This is a genomic window from Streptomyces sp. CA2R106 (genome assembly GCF_037034245.1).
Classification (GTDB): domain Bacteria; phylum Actinomycetota; class Actinomycetes; order Streptomycetales; family Streptomycetaceae; genus Actinacidiphila.
The window spans coordinates 54949-80517 of the sequence record NZ_JBAGKC010000025.1; the positions used below are offsets into that span (position 1 = coordinate 54949).

Here is a 25569-nt window from a genome sequence, read left to right on the forward strand (position 1 = left end):
CTCATGGCAGACCAGAAGTTCGCGTACGCGCCCGCGCCGGAGTCCCGCGCGGTCGTGGAACTCGCGCCCTCGTACGGCTTGTTCGTGGACGGCGAGTTCACCGAGGCCGCCGACGGCCGGGTCTTCAAGACCGTCTCCCCCGCCACCGAGGAGGTGCTCGCGGAGGTCGCGCGGGCCGGTGAGGCGGACGTCGACCGCGCGGTGCGGGCGGCGCGCAAGGCGTTCGGGAAGTGGTCGGCGCTGCCGGGCGCCGAGCGCGGCAAGTACCTCTTCCGGATCGCCCGCATCCTCCAGGAGCGGGCCCGGGAGCTGGCGGTGCTGGAGACGCTGGACAACGGCAAGCCGATCCGCGAGACCCGGGACGTGGACCTGCCGCTGGTGGCGGCGCACTTCTTCTACTACGCGGGCTGGGCGGACAAGCTGGAGTACGCCGGCTGCGGGCCCGCCCCGCGGCCGCTGGGCGTGGCCGGGCAGGTCATCCCGTGGAACTTCCCGCTGCTGATGCTGGCGTGGAAGGTCGCGCCGGCGCTGGCCGCGGGCAACACGGTGGTGCTCAAGCCGGCCGAGACCACTCCGCTGAGCGCGCTGTTCTTCGCGGACGTGTGCCGCCAGGCGGGCCTGCCGCGCGGGGTGGTCAACATCCTCACCGGCTACGGCGACGCGGGCGCGGCGCTGGTCGCGCACGAGGGCGTGGACAAGGTCGCGTTCACCGGGTCGACGGAGGTCGGCAAGGCGATCGCCCGCACGGTGGCGGGCAGCCGCAAGAAGGTGACGCTGGAGCTGGGCGGCAAGGCGGCGAACATCGTCTTCGACGACGCGCCGGTCGACCAGGCCGTCGAGGGCATCGTCAACGGGATCTTCTTCAACCAGGGCCATGTGTGCTGCGCCGGGTCGCGGCTGCTGGTCCAGGAGTCGGTGCAGGAGGAGGTGCTGGACGCGCTGAAGCGGCGGATGGGCACCTTGCGGGTGGGCGACCCGCTGGACAAGAACACCGACATCGGCGCGATCAACTCCGCCGAGCAGCTGGCCCGGATCACCGAGCTGGCCGCAGCGGGCGAGGCGGAGGGCGCCGAGCGGTGGGCGCCGGCGTGCGAACTGCCCACGTCCGGCTACTGGTTCGCGCCGACGTTGTTCACCGGGGTGACGCAGGCGCACCGGATCGCGCGGGAGGAGATCTTCGGCCCGGTGCTGTCGGTGCTGACCTTCCGCACCCCGGCGGAGGCGGTGGAGAAGGCGAACAACACGCCGTACGGGCTGTCCGCGGGGATCTGGACGGAGAAGGGTTCGCGCATCCTGGCGATGGCGGACCGGCTGCGGGCGGGGGTGGTGTGGGCGAACACGTTCAACAAGTTCGACCCCACCTCGCCGTTCGGCGGTTACAAGGAGTCCGGCTACGGCCGGGAGGGCGGCCGGCACGGCCTGGCGGCGTACCTCGCCGAGGAAGGGGAGCTGGACCGATGACGGAGTCCGAGCGTACTGAGGGTGCGGCGCGGCTGAGCGTCCTGAAGACCTACAAGCTGTACGTCGGGGGGAAGTTCCCCCGTTCCGAGAGCGGCCGGGTGTACGAGGTGACGGAGTCCAAGGGCGGCGGCAGTGGTCGCGGCCGCGGCAAGGGCGGGGGCGGCGGGGCGTGGCTGGCGAACGCGCCGCTCGCCTCGCGCAAGGACGCGCGGGACGCGGTGGTGGCCGCGCGCAAGGCGTTCGCGGGCTGGTCGGGCGCGACGGCGTACAACCGCGGGCAGGTGCTGTACCGCGTCGCGGAGATGCTGGAGGGCCGGCGCGAGCAGTACGTCCGCGAGGTCGGCGAGGCGGAGGGGCTGTCCCGGGCGAAGGCCGGCGCGGTGGTGGACGCGGCGGTGGACCGCTGGGTCTGGTATGCCGGCTGGACGGACAAGGTCGCTCAGGTGGTAGGGGGCGCCAACCCGGTTGCCGGTCCTTACTTCAACCTGTCCACGCCGGAGCCGACCGGCGTGGTGGCCGTCCTCGCGCCGCAGGACTCGTCCCTGCTCGGGCTGGTCTCCGTCCTCGCCCCGGTGATCGCCACCGGCAACACCGCGGTGGTGGTCGCCGCCGAGCGCGCGCCCCTGCCCGCCCTCTCCCTCGGCGAGGTGCTGGCGACCTCCGACGTCCCCGGCGGCGTGGTCAACATCCTCTCCGGCCGCACCGCCGAGCTCGCGGCGCCGCTCGCTGCGCACCAGGACGTCAACGCGATCGACCTCACCGGCGCGGCTCCCGAACTCGCCGCCGAACTCGAGGCCGCCGCCGCCGACAACCTCAAGCGCGTCCGCCGCCCCTCCCCCGCCGAGACCTGGACCGCCTCCCCGGGCACCTCCCGCCTCACCGCCTGGCTCGAGACCAAAACCGTCTGGCACCCCACCGGCGTCTGACCCCGGGCCCCGGTTCCCCGCCGGACCACCCCCCGGTCACCCCGCGGCGACGTTCAGTCGGTCGCCTTGGGGTGACCGGTACCGGCGTAGGTGATCCATGCGGTCCGCGTGTCATGCGCCGTTCTCCGGAACGGGCACCGGCCCGAGGTAACGTGCTCCACGGCAGCGCTTCGGGCAGCACCTGCCGCAGTGCGGCGATGTTCCCGCTCCGCACCAGGCCGGCCAGCAGCCGGGCGGAGAAGTCGACAACGGTGGCGTCCTGCTCCGTCTGCGCCATGCTCGTCAGGGCCAGGTCCTCCGTGTCCGGTCAGCGGGAGAGGGTGCGGCCGAAGCCGGCGGCCAGGGGCATCCGCAGGCCGAGGGGTGGCGGGGCCGCGAGGGCGTCGGCGACGGGGCGGGAGAAGGGGCGTTCGAGGAGGGTGCCGAGGACGAAGTCCGCGGCGAGCGCGGCCACCTCGTGGCGGTGGTGGTGCAGCCCGTGCCCGTCGGAGTGCACCTCGAACCGGCAGACCTCCCGGTTCCCCTTCTTCGCCCGCTCGGCGAGCTCGTACGACAGCTCGGGGTCGGTCGTGCTGTCGTCGGTGCCGTGCACGATCAGCACGTGCCGCCCGTTGAGCTGCTTCACCGGCTCGGGCTCGTCGCCCTCCGGCAGCCAGGGCGCGAGCGCGACGGCGGAGCGCACGGCGGGGTGCCCTGCGGCGTGCAGCGCCGCCCGCGCGCCCATGTCGGTCCCGAGCAGGCAGACGGGCACGTCGCCGTAGCGGCGTACGACCTCGCCGACCGCCCACTCCGCGTCCTCCGCGGGGTGCGCGTGCGCGCCGTTCCACCCGCGGAAGCGGTAGTGCACGACGTGCGCGGCCACCCCGTCGGCCGCACCGACCCGCACCAGGTGCCGGGTCAGCGGCCACATCGCGGCCGCGGCCATCGGCGAACGCCGCCGGGTGCTCAGCGCGTTGCCGCCGGGCAGCGCGAGCACCACCGCGCGCACGGTCGGCACCTCGGTGTGCTGCCCCTGCTGCCGTGGTGTGCGCCCGGGTGCCACCTGCCGCCCGAGTCGTGCGCCACGCGCCGGTAATGCTTGCGAAGCCATGGCGCAACGATGGCAGACAGGAGGGTGTGCGTTCGATGGCCAGGCGGAAAATAGTTGCCTGGAAGGCGATATCTACGCGCGTAGGGGCTATCGTTCGAGGATGGAGAACGCCACGCCCACCCTCCCCTCGGGGGAGCAGATCCGCCGCGCCCCGAAAGTCCTGCTCCACGACCACCTCGACGGCGGCCTGCGCCCCGGCACGATCGTGGACATCGCCCGGGCGACCGGATACGAAGGGCTGCCCGAGACCGACCCGGACAAGCTCGGCCTGTGGTTCCGCGAGGCGGCCGACTCCGGTTCCCTCGAACGGTACCTGGAGACCTTCTCCCACACCTGCGCGGTGATGCAGACCCGCGACGCGCTGGTGCGGGTCGCCGCCGAGTGCGCGCAGGACCTGGCGGCCGACGGCGTGGTCTACGCCGAGGTGCGCTACGCCCCCGAGCAGCACCTGGAGGGCGGGCTGTCGCTGGAGGAGGTCGTCGAGGCGGTCAACGAGGGCTTCCGCGACGGCGAGCGGCGGGCGCGCGAGGCGGGCCACCGGATCAGGGTGGGCGCGCTGCTCACCGCGATGCGGCACGCCGCCCGCTCCCAGGAGATCGCCGAACTCGCCAACCGCTACCGGGACCTGGGCGTCGTCGGCTTCGACATCGCCGGCGCCGAGGCGGGCTTCCCGCCCACCCGGCACCTGGACGCGTTCGACTACCTCAAGCGCGAGAACAACCACTTCACCATCCACGCCGGGGAGGCGTTCGGCCTGCCGTCGATCTGGCAGGCCCTCCAGTGGTGCGGCGCCGACCGGCTCGGCCACGGTGTGCGGATCATCGACGACATCACCGTCGACGGCGACGGGGTGCACCTGGGCCGGCTCGCCTCCTACGTCCGCGACAAGCGGGTGCCCCTGGAGATGTGCCCCACCTCCAACCTCCAGACCGGCGCCGCCACCTCCTACCGCGAGCACCCCATCGGGCTGCTGCGGCGGCTGCACTTCCGGGTCACCGTCAACACCGACAACCGGCTGATGTCCGGCACCAGCATGAGCGAGGAGTTCGGCCACCTCGTCGAGGCGTTCGGCTACACGCTGGACGACATGCAGTGGTTCACCGTCAATGCGATGAAGTCGGCGTTCATCCCTTTTGATGAACGACTCGCCATGATCAACGAGGTGATCAAGCCCGGTTACGCGGCTCTGAAGGCCGAGTGGCTCTTCGCGGCGGGCGCCGCCGCACCCTCCGTGGCCAGCGGTTCCGCCGCCGAGCAGGGCTGAACCCGGCGCCGGCGCGGCGCGGCGCGCGACGGGCGCGGAGCCGCGCCACGCCGGTTGCACACGGCGCGCCCGCGTCACTACGTTCTGTGCTCATGCAGACCCTCACCAAGAAGACCCTCACGACCGCCGTCCTCGGGCTGGCCGTCACCGCCGCTGCTGCGGGCACCGCGTCCGCGGCCGGGCTGGCGCAGTCGAGCGACGCCCTCGCGCCGGTCGGCTCGGCCGCCAACCTGCTGCCGGGTGCCGCCTCCACGGTGACCGGCGCGCAGACCGCGCTCAGCAACGGCACGTCCGCGCTGCCGACGGGCTCGGCCACCAGCCTGCTGCCGTCGGGCAACCACCTCTCCGGCAACTCCCTGGGCTCGGCCACCGGCCTGCTCGGCGGCCTGCCGATCGGCGGCTGACCCCGCAAGGGACCCCGCGGCCGGCGGCGGCCGCACTCCGCGGCGTTCCCCGTACCCCTTGCCGGGTGCGGGGAACGTCGTGCGTCGGGGCGGGGCGCCGGCGCGGCCCTACGGCATGCTGGCCGGGAGGGGTTCGTGGGCGGTCTGGGGGATCGGCGCGGCCTCGCGGAGGATACGGCGCCGGGCGGCCGGCACGATCAGCAGGTGCGCGGCGGCGACGCCCACCGTGTTGAGGATGAGGGCGTCCACGTCGAAGATCTGCCCGGGCACCATGGTCTGGGCGAACTCCACGAGCAGGGAGACCATCAGGCCGGCGAAGGTGGTGCGGACGAAGGACGCGAGCCCCGAGCTGTCCGCCCGGCCGCCGGCCATCGGCAGGAGCACGCCGAGGGGGGCCAGCAGCCCCAGCCCCGCGCCGAGCCGCCGGGCGGCTTGCAGGGGCCCCAGCGACAGGTCGTCGCGGATGGTGTCCAGCGGCTGGAGGTTGGGCGCGGACACCCACGCCACGTCGTGCGGCCGCAGGAGCTGCCACCCGACCAACACGAGATATGCGGCGGTGAGCAGCAGCCCGGCCGCGCGCACCCTGAAGACGAAGCCGTCGTGCCGCACGTTGTCGATGACGTCCGGGTCGCGCGCGCCGGTTCCCGGTCCGCCACCGCGACACGCCCGCCACCTGCGTGATCCCCATCACAAGCCGCGTGCAGGGCAGTTGCCGCCGCCACCGGGCCCGGCGCGGGCCCGCCCCGGGACGCTCCGGCGCGGGCGGTCAGCCGACCGCGGTGCCCGCGCCGTCCGCCGCGTCGGAACGGCTGCGCAGATCCGACGTGCAGGTGTAGGAGCGGAGCTTGGCGTCCTGCTCCGGGCCGCCGAGCACCACCGAGTGCCCGGGTGAGACCAGCGAGTCCGCGGTCAGCGTGCAGACCAGCTGCGCGAGCGCGAAGGACGGCAGGTCCTGCGGGCGGAGGTTGAGCAGCAGGGCGCCCTTGTGGCTGCCCGAGGGGACCTCGACGACCTGGAGGGTGCCGGGCACGGCCGTGGAGAAGCCGGCCTTCGTCTCGGCGGTGCGCGGGCTCATCTGGAGCTGGGCGAGCAGCGTGCGGACCTCGCCGATCCGGTCGAGCCGGCCGTCGCGCACGTCGACGTACCGGCTGACCGGAGTGACCTGGGTGTTGCAGACCAGGTAGACCTTGTCGACCATCGTGTCCTGGCCCGGGGTGGCCGACGCGCCGGGCGGCGCGCACGCCACCCGGGAGGGCGCGGGCCCGTCGTCCACCGGCACGGTGGTGCTGCGGATGCCGCAGCCGGACAGCGCCGCCAGGGCCGCGCAGGAGGCCGCCAGGGCGGCCGTGGAGCCGCGCAGGGCACGCCGGCCCCCGGACCGCGGGGTGCCCGCGGGAGCGTTTCTCAGCGTCATCGCGCGCTCCCCGCGGGCCCGTCGGCGCCGCCCGCCGGTCCCGTACCGCCGTTGCCGTTGTTGCCGCCGTTACCGCCGTTGCCGTTGCTGCCGCCGCCCTGGGCGTCGTCGTCGCCTTCCTCGGCGCGCGGCCGTACCGGCATCCGCAGGGTGAACACCGCGCCGCCGTCGGGGCTGTTGGCGGCCGTGATGTCGCCGCCGTGGATGTGCGCGTTCTCCATCGCGATGGACAGGCCGAGGCCGCTGCCCTCGGAGCGGGCGCGGGAGGCGTCGGCCTTGTAGAAGCGGTCGAAGACGTGCGGCAGGACGTCCTCGGGGATGCCCGGCCCGCGGTCGGAGACCACGATCACGATCTCGCCGTCCGCGCCGCCCTCCCGGCGCAGCGTGACCCGCACCGGGGAGCCGCCGTGCTTGAGGGCGTTGCCGATCAGGTTCGCCATGATCACGTCCAGGCGGCGCGGGTCGATCGTCGCCAGCACGCCGCGCGGCGCGTCCAGTTCGACCGAGTCCAGCCAGGCCCGCGCGTCCATGCACGCCATGATCATGTCGGCCACGTCGACCTCGTCGACCCGCAGCTTCGCCGTCCCGGCGTCGAACCGGGTGACCTCCATCAACGTCTCCACCAGTTCGTTCAGTCGCCGGGTCTCGCTGACCACCAGCCGTACCGCCGGGGCGATCATCGGGTCCAGCGCGTCCGCCTCGTCCTCCAGCACGTCGGTGACCGCGGTGATCGCGGTGAGCGGGGTGCGCAGTTCGTGCGACATGTCGGCCACGAAGCGGCGGCTGGCCGCCTCCCGGGCCCGCAACTCCTCGACCCGGCTCTCCAGTTGCTCGGCCGCGTTGTTGAAGGTCAGCGACATCTCGGCGAGTTCGTCGGTGCCCGACACCTTCAGCCGCGTGTCCAGCTGCCCTTCGCCCAGCCGCTTCGCGGCCTCACCCAGCCGCCGCACCGGGCGCAGCACCGCGGAGCCGGCCGCCTGCGCCAGCAGGGCCGCCCCGATCAGCGCCAGCAGCGTGGCGATGCCCAGCGACCAGGCCAGCGAGTTGAGGTCCTTGCGCTCGGCGTCCAGCGACTTGAGCATGTAGCCGGTCGGGCCGTCGTCGTTGATCCGCGCACCGGCCACCAGGTAGGGGTGGCCGGCCAGGGATATCCGCTCCCAGTGCAGGTGGTAGCGGTTGTCGTCCTTCGTGTGCTTGGTGTTGACCGCCCGCACCAGCGACGCGGGCACGTCGTCCATCGAGAACGTGCTGCCCTCGGAGCGCTCCGCGCACCGCTGGTCCGACGTGATGTCGAGCAGGATGACCTGGTAGGTGTCCGGGCCACCGATCCGGTTCGCCGCCGCGGCCACCGACTCGCAGGTGGGCTCCACCGGCAGCGAGGCGGCGTTGCGCTGGAGCGAGTCGCGGAAGTCGTCCAGCGCGCTGTTCTGCGCCCGGGTCAGCACCGCGTCGCGGTTGAGCCAGTACGCGATCCCCGACACCGACACCGCCGCGGTGAGCGCCACCAGCGCGAACACCCCGATCAGCCGCAGCCGCAGGCTGGTCCAGCGCAGCAGCCAGAACGGGCTGCCGTGAGCACGTTTCACTGAGGCGTGTCCAGGCGGTAGCCGACACCGCGCACGGTACGGATCAGCGTCGGCGACGACGGCACGTCCTCGATCTTCGCGCGCAGCCGCTGGACACACGCGTCCACCAGCCGCGAGTCGCCCAGGTAGTCGTGCTCCCACACCAGCCGCAGCAACTGCTGCCGCGACAGCGCCTGCCCCGGCCGGCGGCTCAGCTCCAGCAGCAGCCTCAGCTCGGTCGGCGTGAGCTGAAGGTCCTGGCCGTCCTTGGTCACCGTCATCGCGCTGCGGTCGATCACGATCGCCCCGAACGCCGCCGAGTCCGTGCTGTCGCGCTCCCCGCGCCGCAGCACCGCCCGAATCCGCGCGTCGAGCACCCGCGGCTGCACCGGCTTGATCACGTAGTCGTCCGCGCCGGACTCCAGCCCCACGACCACGTCGATGTCATCACTGCGCGCGGTCAGCAGGATGATCGGCAGCTGGTCGGTCCGCCGGATACGCCGGCACACCTCGAAGCCGTCGATCCCCGGCAGCATCACGTCCAACACGATCAGGTCCGGGCGCTGCTCCTTGAGCAGCTTCAGCCCGTCCTCTCCCGTCGCAGCGGCCACCACACGGTGACCCTGCCGCGACAGGCCGAGTTCAAGACCCGTACGGATGGCGTCGTCATCCTCGATCAGCAACAGGAAAGGCACGGGCGCCATTGTTGCCTACTCGGGCACCTGAGCGGGAAGGGGTCTCACCCTCCTTTCATCTCCCCCACATCCACCGCCGACCACCACAGCTCAACCAAGGAAGTCCAGAAGCAACCCAGGGGCGCGAGGAACTGCGCGAGAACCCCCCACCGACAGGTGGTCCCTCAGCCGACAGCCCCCCCACCCCGGAGGGTCCGCCCAGCCAGCCGCACGGCTCTGTTGCGCGGCTGTGACACTCGCCGGACAGCCCGATGAAACTGGCCCGGCAGGGTTATCCCCATCGAAGAAACGCGGCGGCTTCAAAGCTACGACGCCGAAGACCACGCGGCAGGTTCCACAGACGGGGGCGCGATGATGAACGCACTGCACAGCACCACCACCACCGCAGTTCACAGCGCGCACACCCGCCCGGGGTTCCGCCGCACCGGCGGCCACACCGCCCCCCGCCCGCGCCCGGCGCACATCGCCCCGGTCGGCACCGAGCAGCCCACCGCGGAGCGGGTGCCCGCGCAGGCCGCGGCGCCGCGCACCCCGCAGCACTCCGCCGACGCGGAGGCCGCGTTCACCGCCTACGTGCAGGAGCGCCGGGCCTCGCTCTACGCCACGGCCTACCACCTCACCGGCGACCGCTTCGCCGCCGAGGACCTGCTCCAGAGCGCGCTGTTCTCCACCTACCGCGCCTGGGACCGGATCAGCGACAAGGCGGCCGTCGGCGGCTACCTGCGGCGGACCATGACCAACCTGCACATCAGCGCCTGGCGGCGGCGCAAGCTCAACGAGTACCCGACCGAGGAGCTGCCCGAGACGGTCGGCGACACCGACGAGATGGGCGGCACCGAGCTGCGCGCGGTGCTGTGGCAGGCGCTGGCCCGCCTGCCCGAGCAGCAGCGCACGATGCTGGTGCTGCGCTACTACGAGGGCCGCACCGACCCGGAGATCGCCGACATACTCAACATCAGCGTCGGCACCGTCAAGAGCAGTATCTGGCGCTCGCTGCGCCGTATGCGCGAGGACGAGGCGCTGAGCTTCGGCCGGGACGAGGAGGACGCGTTCGGCGAGCTGGTCGCCTGAGCCCGGGGGTTCCGGGGGCGTACCGCACGGGCAAGGGGGGCGTACGGGGGAGCGGGGCCGGACGGCACGGAGGGGTGCCGTCCGGCCCTCGCGCGTGTTCACCGGCCGCGCGCGGGGCGGCGGCTCACCCGCCGGCGGCCGGTGACGACACCGGCACCGTGGCGGCCGGTGCTGCGCTGCCGAGCCGGGTGATACGGGCCAGGGCCTCGCGCTGGTCGCAGGGCGAGCAGCCGAACCCGACCTGGCGCCCGACGATCGCGCGTTCGGCGCGGAAGAGGTGCCAGCCGCGCCGGACCAGGAAGCGTACGGACTTGCGGCCCTCGCGCAGGTCGCGCACGAAGCGGCGGCGGGCGGTGGTGGCGGGGCTGCCGCGCAGGCAGATCGCGTCGGCGAGCAGCCCGAGCGCGCGGCAGCGCTCGGCGATCTCGGCGGCGAAGATGCCTTCTGCCACGAAGTGGGGCGCCCCGGCGAGGTCCAGCCGGTTCCACCCGCTGATGGCGCTGGCGGAGATGTCGTACCGCGGGGTGTCGGTGCTGCCCTGTTCGCACAGTGCGCTGATCGCGGCGATCGCGGCGTCCGCGTGCCAGGAGTCCGGGGCGTCCCAGTCGACGGCGGTGCCGCCGGGCAGCAGCGGGAGCGTCGGGTCGCCGTCCTCCTTGTAGAAGTCGTCGAGTGCGAGGACGGGCAGCCCGGTGCGGGCGGCGAGCGAGGACTTGCCCGAGCCGGACGGCCCGGCGAGCAGGATCACACGGGAACGGGAAGGTGGACTCACGGACAACCATTCTCCCGCAACCCCGCCCGGGGGACGCCGCGCGGTATGACAACTACCGTCCGCGGTCATTACGTTACGCTGCGACGGCAAGCCGTTACGTCGACAGGAGCCGTTCCATGCCCTCGCTGCGCACCGCCCTCGTCCTCACGCTGACCGCCGCGGCGGCGGTCGCCGCCCCCGCGGCCGGCGCCGTCGCCGCGGACGCCTCCACTGCGCTGCCCGACCTCCAGCGCACCACCGACGCGCTGCCCACCTCGGGGATCACCTCGGCGGTGCCCACCCAGTCCGTCACCGGCGCCCTCGCCAGCGGGATCGCGCCGGTCCGCGACCTGAAGCTCGACCCGCTGAACAACACCACGGTCGACCCGCTGACGAACGGCGTCGGCTCGCAGATCGCCGACTTCCGACCCGTCTCCACCACGGACGCCACCGCCCCGCTCACCAGCGGCGGCTCGCTCGGCACCCTCCCCCTCGTCGGCCCGCTCACCGGCGTCCTGACGCACTGACGCCGGGGGCTACCGGGCGCCGGTGAGGAGGGCACCGCCGTCGACGGTGAGGACGGTTCCCGTGACGAAGCGGTTGCCCATCAGGTAGAGGTGCGCGGCGGCGATCTCGTCGGCCTCGCCGATGGCCCCGGTGAGCGTCCGGTCGGCGAGGGAGGCGAACAGCGCGGTGCGCTGCGGCTCGGGGACCGGGTCCCACAGCGGCGTGCGGACCGCGCCGGCCCGGACCGCGTTGACGCGCAGCGGGGCGAGTTCGGCGGCCAGCCCGCGCGTGAGGCCCTCCATGGCGGCCGCGGAACCGGCCGCGAGCGCCGCGCCGGGCACCGGGCGGACCGCGACCGTGCCGGAGGTCAGCACGATGGAGCCGCCCGGCCGTATCCGCGGCGCCGCGTGCTTGACCGCGGCGACCGTGCCCCAGAAGCGGACGTCGAGGAGCTTGCGGGCCTCGTCGAGCGGCAGGTCGGCCAGCGGCTGCGGGCGCACCGCGTCCCCGGCGGTGTAGACGAGGTGGTCGAGCCCGCCGACGCGGGCGAAGAGGTCGGCGACGGCGGCCTCGTCGCGGATGTCGACGGCGGCGCCGTCACAGGTGTCCGGTAGTTCCGCGAGCGCCGCGTCGATCCGCGCCTGGCTGCTCGACGCGATCGTCACCGCCGCCCCGGCGGCCGCCGCGGCGCGGGCCGTGGCCAGCCCCATCCCCGAACTGCCGCCGATGACGACGACGCGCTGCCCCGAAAAAGTCCCTGCACCAGACATGGCGGTACTCCTGTGCCTCGAAGATGATGACTCAGTGAGCCGTCAGCGTAGCACCGATGATGTCCCAGTGAGTCGTCACTGTTAGACTGCGGGTATGCCGCGATGGGACCCGCACGCCGAAGACCGGCTGCGCGAGGCAGCGTTGGAGCTGTTCCTCCAGCACGGGTACGAGAACGTCACCGTCACGCAGATCACCGAGCGGGCGGGGCTGACCCGGCGCTCCTTCTCCCGGTACTTCGCGGACAAGCGCGATGTGCTCTTCGCCGAGGACGACCGGCTGCCGGCCGCCCTCGCGGGCGCGGTGCGGGCGGCCGACGAGGCGCTGTCGCCGTTCGCGGCGCTGCTGGCCGGCCTGCTGGGCGTCTCGGACGCACTGGCCCGCCAGGCGCCGCTCGCCGTTCAGCGGCGCGCGGTCGTCCAGGCCAGCCCTGAGTTGCAGGAGCGGGGGCGCACCAAGTTCGCCGCCGTGACCGCGGCGGTGGTGGACGCGCTCGAGGACCGGGGCGCGACCGCGTCGCAGGCGGGGCTGCTCGCCCAGGTCGGTGTCGCCGTCTTCCGTACGGCCTTCGACCGCTGGACCGACGATCCGGGCAGCGCCGGACTGGCCGCCCGGATCGAGGAGGCGGCCGCCGAACTCGCCGACGGCCTCGGTTCGGTGGACTTCGCCGCGCTGCCCCGCCCCTGACTCCTCGGCGGCGGGGCGGGGCAGCGCGGGCGGGCGGATCAGGCGGGGCTGACGCGGTCCAGGACCACCGGCGCGGGCGTGAAGGCGGTGCCGGCCGGGGAGATCGTGAACGCGCCCTCGAGCGCCTCCAGGGCGCCCTGGAACCGCTCGGGGGTGTCGGTGTGCAGGGTGAGCAGCGGGGCGCCCGCGGTGACCTGGTCGCCGGGCTTGGCGTGGAGTTCCACGCCGGCCCCCGCCTGGACGGCGTCCTCCTTGCGGGCGCGGCCGGCGCCGAGCCGCCAGGCGGCGACCCCGACGTCGTAGGCGTCGAGCGCGGTGAGCACCCCGGAGGCGGGCGCGGTCAGGACGTGCTGCTCGCGGGCGACGGGCAGGGCCGCGTCCGGGTCGCCGCCCTGCGCCCGGATCATCCGGCGCCAGGCGTCCATCGCGGAGCCGTCGGCGAGCGCCTTAGCCGGGTCGGCACCGGGCAGCCCGGCGGCGTCCAGCATCTCCCGGGCCAGCGCGAGGGTCAGCTCGACCACGTCGGCGGGGCCGCCGCCGGCCAGCACCTCGACGGACTCGCGCACTTCGAGGGCGTTGCCCGCGGTCAGCCCGAGCGGGGTGGACATGTCGGTGAGCAGCGCCACGGTGCGCACGCCGTGGTCAGTGCCCAGGCCGACCATGGTGGCCGCCAGTTCCCGGGCGTCCTCGAGGGTCTTCATGAAGGCGCCGGAGCCGACCTTGACGTCCAGGACGAGCGCCCCGGTGCCCTCGGCGATCTTCTTGGACATGATCGAGGAGGCGATCAGCGGGATCGCCTCGACCGTGCCGGTCACGTCCCGCAGCGCGTAGAGCTTCTTGTCGGCAGGGGCCAGGCCGTCCCCGGCCGCGCAGATCACCGCGCCGACATCCGCGAGCACCGCGAGCATCTCGTCGTTGCCGAGCGAGGCCCGCCAGCCGGGGATGGACTCCAGCTTGTCCAGGGTGCCGCCGGTGTGGCCCAGGCCGCGCCCGGACAGCTGCGGCACGGCAGCGCCGCAGGCGGCGACGAGCGGCGCGAGCGGCAGCGTGATCTTGTCGCCGACCCCGCCGGTGGAGTGCTTGTCGGCGGTGGGCCGGGCCAGCCCGGAGAAGTCCATCCGCTCGCCGGAGGCGATCATCGCGGCGGTCCAGCGGGCGATCTCGGCCCGGTCCATCCCGTTGAGCAGGATCGCCATGGCCAGTGCCGACATCTGCTCGTCGGCGACCTCGCCGCGGGTGTAGGCGTCGATCACCCAGTCGATCTGCTCGTCGCCGAGCCGGCCGCGGTCGCGCTTGGCACGGATGACGGAAATGGCGTCCATGAAACGGTGGTTCCTAGCGGTCGAGGTCTTCGGGCCCGAAGGCGTCGGGCAGCACATCGCTCATCGGCCGCACCCCGCGCGGGGTGTCGACGAGCAGGTCGGGGCCGCCGTGCTCCCACAGCAGCTGGCGGCACCGGCCGCACGGCATCAGCGGGTTGCCGCGCAGGTCGGAGCAGGCGAACGCGACCAGCCGGCCGCCGCCGGAGGCGTGCAGCGCGGAGACGAGCCCGCACTCCGCGCACAGCGCGACCCCGTAGGCGGCGTTCTCCACGTTGCAGCCGACCACGGTCCGGCCGTCGTCGGTGAGGGCGGCCGCGCCGACCGGGAAGCCCGAGTAGGGCGCGTACGCCCGGGTCATCGCCTCCCGGGCGGCGGCGCGCAGCCCCGGCCAGTCCACGTCCGGCCCGGCCGCGGCCACCGGGGCCGGGCCGGCCGCCGGCCGCGGCCCCGTACCGCCGCCGGCTTGCCGCCCGCCCGGTCCCCCGGTGTCGTCCGTCATCCGCTCTGCCCCTTCCGGTACGGCAGGCCGTCCGCCTTCGGCATCCGCAGCCGCTGCGCCGACAGGCCCATCACCAGCAGCGTCACGACGTACGGCGTGCCCTCCACGATCTCGTCGGGCACCGAGTCGGTCAGCATGTACCAGACTGCCAGCAGCACCGCGAAGCCCAGCGCCACGGCCGCGCCGATCCGCGCGCCGCGGTAGAACTTCCACACCGCCATCGCCAGCAGCAGCACCGCGATCAGCAGCAGCAGGGCGTGCACGGACGGGCCGCCGTTGCGCAGCTGGAGGCTGTCGGCGTAGCCGAAGAGCCCGGCGCCCATGGCCAGGCCGCCCGGCCGCCAGTTGCCGAAGATCATCGCGGCCAGGCCGATGTAGCCGCGGCCGCCGGTCTGCCCTTCGAGGTAGAAGTGCGTGCTCATGGCGAGGAAGACCCCGCCGAGCCCGGCGAGCGCGCCGGAGATGATCACCGCGGCGTACTTGTACGTGTAGACGTTGACGCCCAGCGACTCGGCCGCCACCGGGTTCTCGCCGCAGGAGCGCAGCCGCAGCCCGAACGGGGTGCGCCACAGGATGAAGAAGGTCGCCACGAACAGCACGATCGCCAGCAGCGTGATCGCGGAGATGTCGGTGACCAGGCCGCCGACCATCCCGGCCAGGTCGGAGACGAGGAACCAGTGGTGCTTCTCCACGCTGTCCAGCCAGTGCGACAGGCCCGGCACGGTGAACTGCTTCGCGTTGTCCAACTGCGGCGACTGCTTGGGGGTGCCGCCCTTGCGGGCCGCCTCGCCGACGTTGAACCAGCGCTTGGCGAGGTAGGAGGTGACGCCCGCGGCCAGGATGTTCATCGCCACACCGGCGACGATGTGGTCCACGCCGAAGGTGACGGTGACGATCGCGTGCACCAGGCCGCCCAGCGCGCCGCCGAGCACCCCGGCCAGCACCGCGACCCACGCGTTGGTCTGCCAGCCGGCCCACGCGCCGAAGAACGTGCCGAGGATCATCATGCCCTCGAGGCCGATGTTGACCACGCCGGCCCGCTCCGACCACAGGCCGGCCAGGCCCGCCAGGCCGATCGGCACCGCGCTGGCCAGCGCGCCCGCGACCTGCCCGGAGGAGGTGACGTCCTCCGCGCCGGTGATCGCCCGCACCGCGGAGACCGCGATCAGGGCGCCCGCGATGATCAGCAGGACCACCGGGAGGGTGAGCTTGACCCGCCCGCCCTTCTTGAGCCCGGCGCCGACACGCGAGGGCGGCGTCTGAGTCGTGGTGGCACTCATGCCGCGACCTCCTTCTTCTCCGTGCCCTGACCGGCCGCGGCGAGTTCCGCGCCGACCTGGCGCTGCTGCCGCGTGAGGCCGTAGCGGCGCACCAGTTCGTAGGCGACGACCACGGCGAGCACGATCACGCCCTGGATCACACCGACGATCTCCTTGTCGTACCCCTGGAACTCCAGGCCCGCCGAGGAGCGTTCGAGGAACGCCCACAGCAGCGCGCCGACCGCGACGCCGATCGGGTTGTTCCGGCCCAGCAGCGCGACCGCGATGCCGGTGAAGCCGATCCCGGTCGGGAAGTCGGTGCCGTAGTCGTAGGACTGGTTGAGCAGCGTCGGCATGCCGACCAGGCCCGCCATGGCGCCGGAGATCAGCATGCTGGTGATGACCATCCGCTTGACGCTGACTCCGCTCGCCTCGGCCGCGGACTCCGAGCGGCCGACCGCGCGCAGGTCGAAGCCGAAGCGGGTGCGGGAGAGCAGGAACCAGTAGACGACGCCGGCCAGCACCGCGAAGACGATGAAGCCGAAGACCGGGTCGGTAGACGTCTTGAAGCTGAACAGGTGGCTGGAGGTCGGGATCGGCTTGGTGGACACCATGTTGGCGTCCTTGTCGAGCACGCCGAGCCGGCCGCCTTGCAGGAAGTAGCCGATCACGATGCCCGCGATCGAGTTCAGCATGATCGTGGAGATGACCTCGCTGACCCCGCGGGTCACCTTCAGCACCCCGGCGATCGCCGCCCATGCCGCGCCGACCGCCATCGCGGTCAGGATGATCACGGGCACCTCGACGACACCCGGGATGGACAGCGCGCCGCCGACCACGGCGGCGAAGAACGCCGCGAGCCGGTACTGCCCGTCCACGCCGATGTTGAACAGGTTCATCCGGAAGCCGACCGCGACCGCCAGGCCCGCCAGGTAGTACGTGGTGGCCTTGTTGAGGATGTAGACCTGGCTGTCGGACTTGCCGCCGTAGGTGAGCATCACGTTGAACGCGTGGAACGGCTCCTTGCCGGTGGCCAGCAGCACCAGCGCGGTGACCACCAGCGCGCTGACCACGGCCAGCACCGGCGCCGCGATCCCCAGCAGGGCGCGGTCCTTGTCGAACTTCCTCATCGGTCCTCTCCCCCGGCCTGCTTGCCGATCTGCCGTTCGAGGTGCCCGGACGCGGCGCCGGTCATCGCCGAGCCCAGCTGCTCCGGGGTGATCGTCGACGGGTCGGCGTCCGCGACCAGCCCGCCCCGGAACATCACCCGCAGCGTGTCGGACAGGCCGATCAGCTCGTCCAGGTCCGCGGAGATCAGCAGCACCGCCAGGCCCTCGCGGCGCGCGGCCCGGATCTGGTCCCAGATCTGCGCCTGCGCGCCGACGTCCACGCCCCGGGTCGGGTGCGCGGCGATCAGCAGCTTCGGCAGGTGGCTCATCTCGCGGCCGACGATCAGCTTCTGCTGGTTGCCGCCGGACAGCGACGCGGCGGTGACCTCGATGCCGGGGGTGCGCACGTCGTACTCGCGGACGATCCGCTCGGTGTCGCGGCGGGCGGCGGCCGGGTCGATCAGGAAGCCGCGGCTGTTGGGCTGCTCGGTGACGTGGCCGAGGATGCGGTTCTCCCACAGCGGCGCCTCCAGCAGCAGGGCGTGCCGGTGCCGGTCCTCGGGGATGTAGCCGATGCCGTCCTCCCGGCGGCGCCGGGTGGGGTCGGCGGTGATGTCCCGGCCGTCCAGACTCAGCGAGCCGCTGTCCGGCGGGCGGGTGCCGATGATCGCCTCCACCAGTTCGGCCTGGCCGTTGCCCTCCACGCCCGCGATGCCGAGGACCTCGCCCTTGTGGATGGTGAAGGACACGTCGTCCAGCACGATCCGCTCGACGCCCTCCGGGTCCACCGCGGCCAGCCGCAGCCCGGTGACGGTGAGCATCGGCTCGTCGGTGACGGTGGACTCGCGGGTCTCCGGCGACGGGAGTTCGCTGCCGACCATCAGCTCGGCGAGCTGCTTGGCGGTGGTGTGCGCGGGGTCCGCGCTGCCCACGGTGGTGCCGCGCCGGATGACGGTGATGTCGTCGGCGACCGAGAGCACCTCGCCGAGCTTGTGCGAGATGAAGATGACCGTCAGGCCCTGGGACTTCAGCCCGCGCAGGTTCTCGAAGAGCGCGTCGACCTCCTGCGGCACCAGGACCGCGGTGGGCTCGTCGAGGATGAGGATGCGGGCGCCGCGGTAGAGGACCTTGAGGATCTCCACCCGCTGGCGGTCGGCCACGCCCAGGTCCTCCACGAGGACGTCGGGCCGCACCCCGAGGCCGTACGCGTCGGATATCTCGACGATCTTCGCCCGGGCCCGGCCGCCGATGCCGTGCAGCTTCTCGCTGCCCAGCACGATGTTCTCCAGCACGGTCAGGTTGTCGGCGAGCATGAAGTGCTGGTGCACCATGCCGATGCCGCGGGCGATCGCGTCGCCCGGGTCGCCGAAGGAGACCTGCTCGCCGTCGATCGCGATGGTGCCCTCGTCCGGCTTCTGCATGCCGTAGAGGATCTTCATCAGAGTCGACTTGCCGGCGCCGTTCTCACCCACGAGGGCGTGCACGGTGCCGCGCCGCACGGTGATGTCGATGTCGTGGTTGGCGACGACCCCGGGGAAGCGCTTGGTGATGCCGCGCAGTTCGACCGCTGCCGCGCTGCCGGGTTGCGGCGGTTGCGGCGGGGTCGGCGCGGGTGGACTCGTGGACGCGTTGATGGCGCACTCCCCTCGGGGAAAGGCTCGGGCGGGCGGAACGTGGGGGTGAAGGTATCGCGCGAAGGTGAATCTACGCGCGTTGCGGTGCCGATTCACCGTGCGGGACCCGGCAGTGGGCGCCCCGGTGCGGACACAGGCGCGCAAATCCACCCGGTCCCGCGGGCCGCGGCACGGGGAAGGCCCGGCGAAGGGGGTGCCGGAGCAGCCCCCCCTGCCGAGCCTCCGTGGTGCGGTCCTGCGGTCCCGCCGTGCGCTACCGGTTCACCCGGTGCGGGTCACGGAGTGGACTTGACCTTGATCGCCCCCGAGATGATCTTCTGCTTGGCCGCGTCGAGCTGCGACTGGATGTCGCTGATGAAGCCGCCCGAAGTCGCCAGCGAGACACCGCCGTTGGCCAGGTCGTACGTGTTGGTGCCGGTCTTCGGCTTGCCGTCGTGCACCGACTTGATCAGGTCGTAGACGGCCACGTCGACGTTCTTCACCGCCGAGGTGAGGATCTGCTTGTTGTACTTCGCCAGCGCCGGGTCCTGGTACTGGTCGGAGTCGACACCGATCGCCCAGGCGCCCGCCTTGCCGGCGACCGTCTGGATCGAGCCGTCGCCGGACAGGCCCGCCGCGGTGTAGATGACGTCGACGCCCTTGTCGAGCATGCCCTTGGCCTTGCCGGTGGCGGCGGCCGGGTCGGCGAAGCCCTTGGAGTCGGTCTCGTACAGGTACTGGTCGGTGATCTGGACGGAGGGCTTGGTGGCCTTGACGCCCTGGTCGAAGCCGGCCTGGAAGGTGCCGATCAGCGTGTTGTGCACACCGCCGATGAAGCCGACCTTGCCGGTCTTGGTCTTCAGCGCGGCGACGACGCCCGCCAGGTACGAGCTCTGCTCGGTGGCGAAGGTCATGCTGTCGACGTTGCTCGCGTCCACCACGGAGTCGACGATGGCGAAGGTGGTCTTGGGGTACTTCTTGGCTATCGCCTTGACCGCGTCACCGTAGGTGTAGCCCACCGCGATCACCGGGTTGTAGCCTGCTCCGGCAAGCTGGTCCAGCCGCTCCTCGCGGTCGGACTCGGTCTCGTCCTGGCTGGCGGTCTGCTCCTTCTCGCCGAGCTTGAACTCCTTCGTGGCCTTGTCCATGCCGCGGGCCGCGGAGTCGTTGAAGGAGTGGTCGCCACGACCGCCGACGTCGTACGCCATACCGACGCCCTTGTCCTTGCCACCGCTGTCGGTGGAGCTGCTGCCGCACGCGGTCGCGGTCAGCGCGAGGGCCGCGGAGGCGACACCCGCGGCAGCGATCTTGGATACCCGGCGCAAGAGGGTCCCCTTCAGTTCGAAAGCGCCCCGTCCGGCGCTGGCTAAGCCGGAGCTTAACGCGCGTAGATGACAGGTAAAGACCGCATGAAGACCCGTTATCGGATCGACGCATTTCGACCTGGTGAAGCCCCGGTAGCCGGGGCTTCACCCCCAGTCAGGACAGCAGCGCAGCGGCGGTGAAGAGCTCCACGCCGACCGCGATCGCGCCCTCGTCGATGTCGAAGTCGCCCTGGTGCAGATCGCGTGCGGTGCGGTCGCCGACCGGGCGCACCCCCAGCCGCGCCAGCGCGCCCGGCACCTGCTCCAGGTACCAGGAGAAGTCCTCGCCGCCGAGGCTCTGTTCGGTGTCCTCCACGGTGTGCGCGCCGAACCGGCGCGTCATCGCCTCGCGCAGCAGCTCCACCGACTCCGCCTCGTTGACCACCGGCGGCACCCCGCGCTGGTAGGCGATCTCGCACTTGGCCCGGTACATCGCGGCGATCTGGTCGACCACCTCGTGCACCAGGTCCGGGGCGTCGTGCCAGGCGCCCAGCTCCAGGCAGCGGACGGTGCCCTCGAGTTCGGCGTGCTGCGGGATGACGTTCGCCGCGTGCCCGGCCTCCATCCGGCCCCACACGATGCTCAGCCCCGCGCGCGGGTCCACCCGGCGGGACAGCGCGGCCGGCACCTCGGCGGCGAGCTTCGCCGCGGCCATCACCAGGTCCGTGGTCAGGTGCGGCCGCGCGCTGTGGCCGCCGGGGCCGTCCAGCACCAGCTTCAGCCTGTCCGCGGCCGAGGTGATCGGGCCGACCCGCAGGCCGATCCGGCCGACCTCCACCTTCGGGTCGCAGTGCAGCGCGAGGATGCGCTCGACACCGTCGAGCACGTCCGCCTTGATCGCGTCCAGCGCGCCGCCCGGCATCACCTCCTCGGCCGGCTGGAACAGCAGCCGCACCGGGCGCGGCAGCCGGCCGAGCCGGTCCAGCTCGGCGAGTACCAGCCCCGCGCCGAGCACCACCGTGGTGTGCGCGTCATGGCCGCAGGCGTGGGCCTGGCCCTCCACGGTCGAGCGGTACGGGACGTCCTTGCGGTCCGGCACCGGCAGCGCGTCGAGGTCGGCGCGCAGCGCGAGCCGGCCCCGCCCGTCGCCGGCCGAGCCGATGTCGCAGACCAGGCCGGTGCCGGACGGCAGCACGCGCGGCTCCAGCCCGGCCTGCGCCAGGCGGGCCCTGACCTGTTCGGTGGTGCGGAACTCCTGCCGGCTGACCTCGGGGTGGCGGTGCAGGTCGCGGCGGAAAGCGATCAGTTCGGCGCGCAGCTCGTCGCTCACTGCGGCGTCTTCCGGCGCGCCGGACGGTGCTGAGGGTGAGTCATTCACCCAAGTCACGGTATGCCCCACGACCTGCTCCTCATCGGGTGATCAGAAAAACGATGTCCTGTTGTGCTCACGGGGAGGAGAAAGAATCGCCCGATCGGCGCATACCTGGTCATCCTCTGGGGTATGCCCTCCCTTTTGGGGCTAGGCCACCAACACTTCCATACTCCCGCACCCCCGCCCCAGAAGCGAGCCAACGCGCTCCCCGTGCGGGCCAGCACCTACTCGTCGACGGTGCAGGGGCCAGGGCCCGGCCCATGGGGAGGCGGCGTCTCCGGCGCGCTGTGTCCGGGATGGAGCCGGCCGCGCTTGGTGCGTCGCTGATCAACCCGCTGCGATGTCGGCCTCGATGGCGTCGACGACATCTCGCAACTGGGAGCGGGCCGTGATGCCCAACTTGGGGAAGGCACGGTAGAGGTGGGAGCCGACCGTTCGGGGGGACAGGAACAGCTTCTCCGCAACCTCACGGTTGGTCAGGCCGGTTGCCGCCAGCCGCACGATCTGCTGCTGCTGGGGCGTGAGCGCGGTGAAGGCGTTCGGCTCGGTTGTGCTCGTCTGTGCTCCCGCTGCCCGTAGTTCAGCCTGCGCGCGCGCCGTCCAGGGCCGGGCCCCCAGTCGCCGGAAGGTCGCTTCGGCCTCGGCCAGCGACGGGCGCGCCTCTGCGATACGGCGCCGCCGGCGCAGCCACTCCCCGTGCGCGAGCAGCGCCTGAGCCCGCTCCAGTGGCCTGCGGCCGAGCACCGGGTCCGTCAGTGCCCGGGTGAAGTACGGCTCGGCCTCGTCGGGCGTGGCGAGGATGGCCCGGCTCAGCTGGACCAGGACCGCCCTGCGCGGCGCGAGATTGCCCGCGCTCTTCAAAGAGCGCTCGGCTGCGTCCACGGCGAGGGCGGCCTCGTCGTTCCTGCCGCAGCGGGCCGCGGCCGACGCGAGTTGGGGCAGGGCCGGGTAGGAGAGGTGGTAGTGGGTGGGATGGCCGTGGCCGTCGAAAAGGGCGCGGTAGTGCTGGTACGCCGTCTCGTGGTCGCCCTCCGCGGTGGCGGCGGTGCCCAGTGCACGGTGGGCGAGAACCATGATCCCACGGCTCTCCGCGGGGTCGACGAGTTCCAGGGCGTACCGGGCCTGGTCGCGGGCTCCGGCCAGGTCGCCACGCAGCGCGCGCACCATGGCGTCGGTGGCCGCGGAGCATGCGGCGGCGTGGTCCAGGCCCGCGGCGGACGCGACGGCCGCGAGTTCGGCGCAGGCCGTCTGCGCGCGGGCCCAGCGGCCTTGGTCGAGGTAGGCGAGGGCGGCAGTACCGCTCAGGCCGTTGGGGACCGGTCCCTTGGAGGCCCAGGACGCGAATGCGGTGTCGAAGGTTCCTGCGGCCAGGTCCGTCTCGTCGATCAGCCACGCGGCGATGGCCAGCAGGGTGAGAAGGTCGGGCTGATCGCCCACGGCCTTGACCAGGGTGGGCAGCCGCGACGGGAGACCGGGTTCGGCGGCCTCGGGACGCGCGACGGTCCTGGCCCAATCGGCGAGCAAGGTCCCCTGATCGGGGAGCGTGAGGCCATCGGGCTGCGTGGACGCCGATGCGACGGAGGCGTCGGCGTGCGTCAACAACCCTTCGATTTCCCGCAGTTGGCTCGGGTCGGACGAGTAGAAACCGACTACGGATGCCGCGGCCACGGCCTCCACAGCGGCGGCGGGGGCGGTGTCCAGGAGCATCCGGGCCGGGCGTATGAGCTGCCCGAACGCGGCGCTGTGCGAGGTGGTCATGGCCATGAGTCGTCCGACCTGCACGGCGGCGAGCGCCGCGGCCGTCGGGTCGTCCGTGTCGGCGCGGGTCCGCGCAGCCAGTCGTTCGACGGTGCTCAGCTTGCCGGTCAGGACCGCCGTACGGGCGGCGGTGACGAGCAACCGGGCGCGCTCGGCCTGGACGGGGTGCAGTTGCGCGGCGCGCTCCAGCAGGTGCGTGGCGGCGGAGTATCCGCTGCGGCGCCGCGCGCGGTCGGCGCTGTTCTCGAGCTCGGTGGCCACCCGCGCGCTCGGCCCGGTCGTGGCGGCTGCGAGGTGCCAGGCGTATCGGTCGGGGTCGCGCTCGCGGTACAGCCCGGCCAGTTCCAGGTGGGCGGTGCGGCGCTCGTCGGCGGGGGCGGCCTGGTGGACGGCGAGGCGCACCAGTGCGTGGGCCGCGACCAGCCGTCCCCCGGACCGGCGTACGAGCCCGGCCTTCTCGGCGGGGGCCCACACCGGATCTCCGATGCCCGGGAGCCACGACAGCAGTGGCTGCGGCGGATCGTCGGCGTCCGCCGTTGCCAGGCGTACGATCGCGCGCCTTGTCGCGTCGGGCAGGGCCGCCAGCCGTTTCGCGTAGACGAGCTCCAGCCGGTCGGTGACCGGCAGGGGGCCGTCGGCGTCGCTCAGAGGGTACGGGCGCTCCGCGGCGGCGCGCGTAAGCTCCACCAGCGCCAGGGGGTTGCCCTCCCCTTGATCGAGGATCCGCTCGCGGGTGGCCGGATCGGTCTCCTCCGGCAGCCCGGCGAGCAGCAGCCGCGCCGCGTCCCGGTCCAGGGGAGGCAGGTCGATGGCCTGCTGCCACGGCACGAGTTCTGGCAGGACACCGTCGTGGGTGGCCAGCACCATCGTCACGGGCTCGTCGGCCAGGCGCCGGGCAGCGAAGGAGAGGGCGTCGAGCGAGGCGCCGTCGGTCCACTGGGCGTCGTCCATCACCAGCAGTACCGGGTGGTCGGCGGCGAGATCCGACAGCAGGGTGAGCACGCCCATGCCGATGAGCATCGGGTCAGGCGCCTCGTTCCGCTCGCCCAGTCCGAACGCGGTGCGCAGCGCGTCGCGCTGTCTGGGGGGCAGCCCGTCGATGCCCTCGCGGACCGGCCGCAGCAACTGATGCAGGGCGGAGAACGCCAGGTCGGTCTCGGACGGGACGCCGGCGGCGCGCAGCACCCGCCCGCCTGACGCCCCGAATCGCCCGGCGGCCCGAGTGACCAGGGTGGTCTTGCCCGCTCCGGGCGCCCCGATGATGACCAGTACCCCGCCCGTGCCGCGCGCCGCGTCCACAACGGCGAGGATTTCGTCCTGCTCCGCCTGCCTGACAGCCGAGGACTCCGTGTGGGGCGCGTCGTCCTGTTCGGTGGCTCCCGTGGCGTGCTCATCCACCAGATCTCCAGACGTCGCGGGCGCGGTGCGGGGCCGTGGCCCGGTGATGGTGTCCGGCCTGCTCCATCGACGTTACCAGGCGTTTTCCGCCACGACGGGGGCTGCGGGCGCAGGTGCAGTCAGGTGTGCGATACCGCCGGCACCGGTGCCCGTCCCAGGCTGGGACCCGTCCGAACAGACGTAGGAGAAAGCCATGTCCCTCACCTCTCCCGCCCCCTCCGCCACCGCGAACGGGCAGGGTGCCGCTGCGAACGGCGCCCTCGAACCGACGGTCAGCACCATCGAACTCGGTGATGTGCAGATCCACCGCGTCATCGAGTTCTCCGACACGACACCGATGACGACGGACGTCTTCTTCCCCAACAGCGAGCCCGAGGAGTGGAAGCTCCACACCGAACTGCTGGCGCCCCACCACTGGGACCCGGCCACCGACCTCACCCGCGCCGCCACCCAGTCCTGGGTGCTGCGCAGCGAGGGCAGGATCATCCTCATCGACACGGGCGCCGGCAACGACAAGTACCGGCCACTGCAGCCGATCTGGTCCTATCTGCGCACCGACTACCTGGCCAATCTCGCCGCGGTCGGCATCCGGCCCGAGGACGTCGACATCGTCGTCAACACCCATCTCCATGATGACCACGTCGGCTGGAACACCCGCTTGGAGGGCAGGGACTGGGTGCCCACCTTCCCGAACGCCACCTACCTCATGCCGCAGCGCGACTTCGAGTACTGGAAGCCCGAGAACCTGCACAACACGGTGTTCGGGCGGGGCAACCAGAACGTCTACGAGGACAGCATCGACCCGGTCGTCGAGGCCGGCCTGGTAGAGGTCTGGGACGAGTCGTACACCATCGACGCCAACCTCCGCCTCGAGCTGGCCCCCGGGCACACCCCCGGCGCGTCGATCATCCACCTGGAGTCCGCGGGAGACCGCGCCGTCTTCGCCGGTGACCTGCTGCACGGCGCGATCCAGGTGCACGAGCCCCACATCAACAGCTGCTTCGAGGAGGACGAGGACGGCGCCCGCGCGAGCCGAGCGCGGATGTTCGCCCACGCCGCCGACAACAACGCCCTCGTTCTGCCGGCCCACCTGCCAGGCCACGGCGCCTTCGAACTGCGTCGGCGCGGTTCCGGCTTCGAACTCACCAACTGGGCGCCCTTCTCCCGGACCTGACCACGACGCCCGACCTGCGTACGACGACGGCGCGGGGCTGTGGGAAGGCGCCTGGTTCCAGGGCCGCAACCAGCGGGACGGCAACCAATGGGCCAGCCGATCACAGGTGCAGAAGGCCGAGCCCGGAACCGCGTTCGCCTACACGGTCCTCGGCTCGG

23 protein-coding genes are annotated in these 25569 nt (G+C 72.7%); 8 read left to right on the forward strand and 15 right to left on the reverse strand.

Annotated features, from left to right (window positions below; all coding sequences use genetic code 11):
- Nucleotides 1-3 precede the first annotated feature (3 nt).
- Both WA788_RS27535 and WA788_RS27540 read left to right on the forward strand, forming a co-directional pair.
- Nucleotides 4-1461, forward strand: coding sequence for an aldehyde dehydrogenase family protein (locus WA788_RS27535; RefSeq protein WP_335981730.1), 1458 nt, complete (start codon nucleotides 4-6; stop codon nucleotides 1459-1461).
- Nucleotides 1458-2387 carry an aldehyde dehydrogenase family protein gene (locus WA788_RS27540; protein WP_335981731.1) on the forward strand — a complete coding sequence of 310 codons (930 nt, stop codon included), beginning with the start codon at nucleotides 1458-1460 and terminating at the stop codon, nucleotides 2385-2387. The genes WA788_RS27535 and WA788_RS27540 overlap by 4 nt, the downstream gene beginning before the upstream one ends.
- Before the next feature lie 307 nt (nucleotides 2388-2694).
- On the opposite strand, the gene WA788_RS27545 is transcribed toward WA788_RS27540, so the two are convergent.
- Nucleotides 2695-3477 carry an alpha/beta hydrolase gene (locus WA788_RS27545; RefSeq protein WP_335981733.1) on the reverse strand — a complete coding sequence of 261 codons (783 nt, stop codon included), beginning with the start codon at nucleotides 3475-3477 and terminating at the stop codon, nucleotides 2695-2697.
- 100 nt (nucleotides 3478-3577) lie between these two features.
- On the opposite strand from WA788_RS27545, the gene WA788_RS27550 reads away from it, so the two are divergent.
- Nucleotides 3578-4741, forward strand: a complete 1164-nt coding sequence (locus WA788_RS27550; protein ID WP_335981735.1) for an adenosine deaminase — start codon at nucleotides 3578-3580, stop codon at nucleotides 4739-4741.
- Nucleotides 4742-4833: 92 nt separating this feature from the next.
- Complete coding sequence (locus WA788_RS27555) at nucleotides 4834-5145, forward strand: hypothetical protein (RefSeq protein ID WP_335981737.1); 312 nt, start codon at nucleotides 4834-4836, stop codon at nucleotides 5143-5145.
- Nucleotides 5146-5253: 108 nt separating this feature from the next.
- On the opposite strand, the gene WA788_RS27560 is transcribed toward WA788_RS27555, so the two are convergent.
- From WA788_RS27560 to WA788_RS27575, 4 genes are all read right to left on the reverse strand, one after another.
- The gene (locus WA788_RS27560; protein WP_335981739.1) at nucleotides 5254-5754 is read right to left on the reverse strand and encodes a VanZ family protein; all 501 of its coding nucleotides are present in this window, start codon (nucleotides 5752-5754) and stop codon (nucleotides 5254-5256) included.
- A gap of 157 nt (nucleotides 5755-5911) precedes the next feature.
- A complete protein-coding gene (locus tag WA788_RS27565) occupies nucleotides 5912-6559 on the reverse strand; it encodes a hypothetical protein (protein ID WP_335981741.1) in 648 nt (215 codons plus the stop codon).
- A complete protein-coding gene (locus tag WA788_RS27570; protein ID WP_335981743.1) occupies nucleotides 6556-8145 on the reverse strand; it encodes a HAMP domain-containing sensor histidine kinase in 1590 nt (529 codons plus the stop codon). Before WA788_RS27570 ends, WA788_RS27565 begins: the two co-directional genes overlap by 4 nt.
- Complete coding sequence (locus tag WA788_RS27575; RefSeq protein WP_335981745.1) at nucleotides 8142-8819, reverse strand: response regulator transcription factor; 678 nt, start codon at nucleotides 8817-8819, stop codon at nucleotides 8142-8144. The genes WA788_RS27570 and WA788_RS27575 overlap by 4 nt, the downstream gene beginning before the upstream one ends.
- 354 nt (nucleotides 8820-9173) lie before the next feature.
- Between WA788_RS27575 and WA788_RS27580 the strand changes: the two genes are divergently transcribed.
- Complete coding sequence (locus tag WA788_RS27580) at nucleotides 9174-9890, forward strand: SigE family RNA polymerase sigma factor (RefSeq protein ID WP_335981826.1); 717 nt, start codon at nucleotides 9174-9176, stop codon at nucleotides 9888-9890.
- 124 nt (nucleotides 9891-10014) lie between these two features.
- Here the strand turns inward: WA788_RS27580 and WA788_RS27585 are convergent, their stop codons facing one another.
- The gene (locus tag WA788_RS27585; protein ID WP_335981746.1) at nucleotides 10015-10731 is read right to left on the reverse strand and encodes a hypothetical protein; all 717 of its coding nucleotides are present in this window, start codon (nucleotides 10729-10731) and stop codon (nucleotides 10015-10017) included.
- Between the two features lie 47 nt (nucleotides 10732-10778).
- Between WA788_RS27585 and WA788_RS27590 the strand changes: the two genes are divergently transcribed.
- On the forward strand, nucleotides 10779-11168 hold the full coding sequence (locus tag WA788_RS27590; RefSeq protein ID WP_335981748.1) for a hypothetical protein: 390 nt from the start codon (nucleotides 10779-10781) through the stop codon (nucleotides 11166-11168).
- Between the two features lie 9 nt (nucleotides 11169-11177).
- Here WA788_RS27590 and WA788_RS27595 read toward each other — a convergent pair whose 3' ends face one another.
- Nucleotides 11178-11918: an SDR family oxidoreductase gene (locus WA788_RS27595; RefSeq protein WP_335981750.1), complete on the reverse strand. Its 741-nt coding sequence runs from the start codon at nucleotides 11916-11918 to the stop codon at nucleotides 11178-11180.
- 94 nt (nucleotides 11919-12012) lie between these two features.
- Here WA788_RS27595 and WA788_RS27600 point away from each other — a divergent pair, with 94 nt between their 5' ends.
- Nucleotides 12013-12603 (forward strand): TetR/AcrR family transcriptional regulator, encoded by a 591-nt coding sequence (locus WA788_RS27600; RefSeq protein WP_335981752.1) that lies wholly within the window; start codon nucleotides 12013-12015, stop codon nucleotides 12601-12603.
- A gap of 38 nt (nucleotides 12604-12641) precedes the next feature.
- Here WA788_RS27600 and WA788_RS27605 read toward each other — a convergent pair whose 3' ends face one another.
- The 8 genes from WA788_RS27605 to WA788_RS27640 form a co-directional block, all read right to left on the reverse strand.
- Entirely contained in the window at nucleotides 12642-13925 is a 1284-nt protein-coding gene (locus tag WA788_RS27605) for a thymidine phosphorylase (RefSeq protein ID WP_335981754.1), read from the reverse strand.
- Nucleotides 13926-13938: 13 nt separating this feature from the next.
- Complete coding sequence (locus WA788_RS27610) at nucleotides 13939-14424, reverse strand: cytidine deaminase (RefSeq protein WP_335981756.1); 486 nt, start codon at nucleotides 14422-14424, stop codon at nucleotides 13939-13941.
- On the reverse strand, nucleotides 14421-15704 hold the full coding sequence (locus WA788_RS27615; RefSeq protein ID WP_335981757.1) for an ABC transporter permease: 1284 nt from the start codon (nucleotides 15702-15704) through the stop codon (nucleotides 14421-14423). The genes WA788_RS27610 and WA788_RS27615 overlap by 4 nt, the downstream gene beginning before the upstream one ends.
- Nucleotides 15701-16813 carry an ABC transporter permease gene (locus WA788_RS27620; protein ID WP_335981759.1) on the reverse strand — a complete coding sequence of 371 codons (1113 nt, stop codon included), beginning with the start codon at nucleotides 16811-16813 and terminating at the stop codon, nucleotides 15701-15703. The genes WA788_RS27615 and WA788_RS27620 overlap by 4 nt, the downstream gene beginning before the upstream one ends.
- Complete coding sequence (locus WA788_RS27625) at nucleotides 16810-18426, reverse strand: ABC transporter ATP-binding protein (RefSeq protein ID WP_435125570.1); 1617 nt, start codon at nucleotides 18424-18426, stop codon at nucleotides 16810-16812. Before WA788_RS27625 ends, WA788_RS27620 begins: the two co-directional genes overlap by 4 nt.
- A gap of 275 nt (nucleotides 18427-18701) precedes the next feature.
- Nucleotides 18702-19730: a BMP family lipoprotein gene (locus WA788_RS27630; RefSeq protein ID WP_335981761.1), complete on the reverse strand. Its 1029-nt coding sequence runs from the start codon at nucleotides 19728-19730 to the stop codon at nucleotides 18702-18704.
- A gap of 154 nt (nucleotides 19731-19884) precedes the next feature.
- A complete protein-coding gene (locus tag WA788_RS27635; RefSeq protein WP_443034102.1) occupies nucleotides 19885-21039 on the reverse strand; it encodes a M20 family metallopeptidase in 1155 nt (384 codons plus the stop codon).
- Between the two features lie 369 nt (nucleotides 21040-21408).
- Entirely contained in the window at nucleotides 21409-24237 is a 2829-nt protein-coding gene (locus WA788_RS27640; RefSeq protein WP_335981764.1) for a helix-turn-helix transcriptional regulator, read from the reverse strand.
- A gap of 193 nt (nucleotides 24238-24430) precedes the next feature.
- Between WA788_RS27640 and WA788_RS27645 the strand changes: the two genes are divergently transcribed.
- Entirely contained in the window at nucleotides 24431-25411 is a 981-nt protein-coding gene (locus WA788_RS27645; protein ID WP_335981766.1) for an MBL fold metallo-hydrolase, read from the forward strand.
- Nucleotides 25412-25569 lie beyond the last annotated feature (158 nt).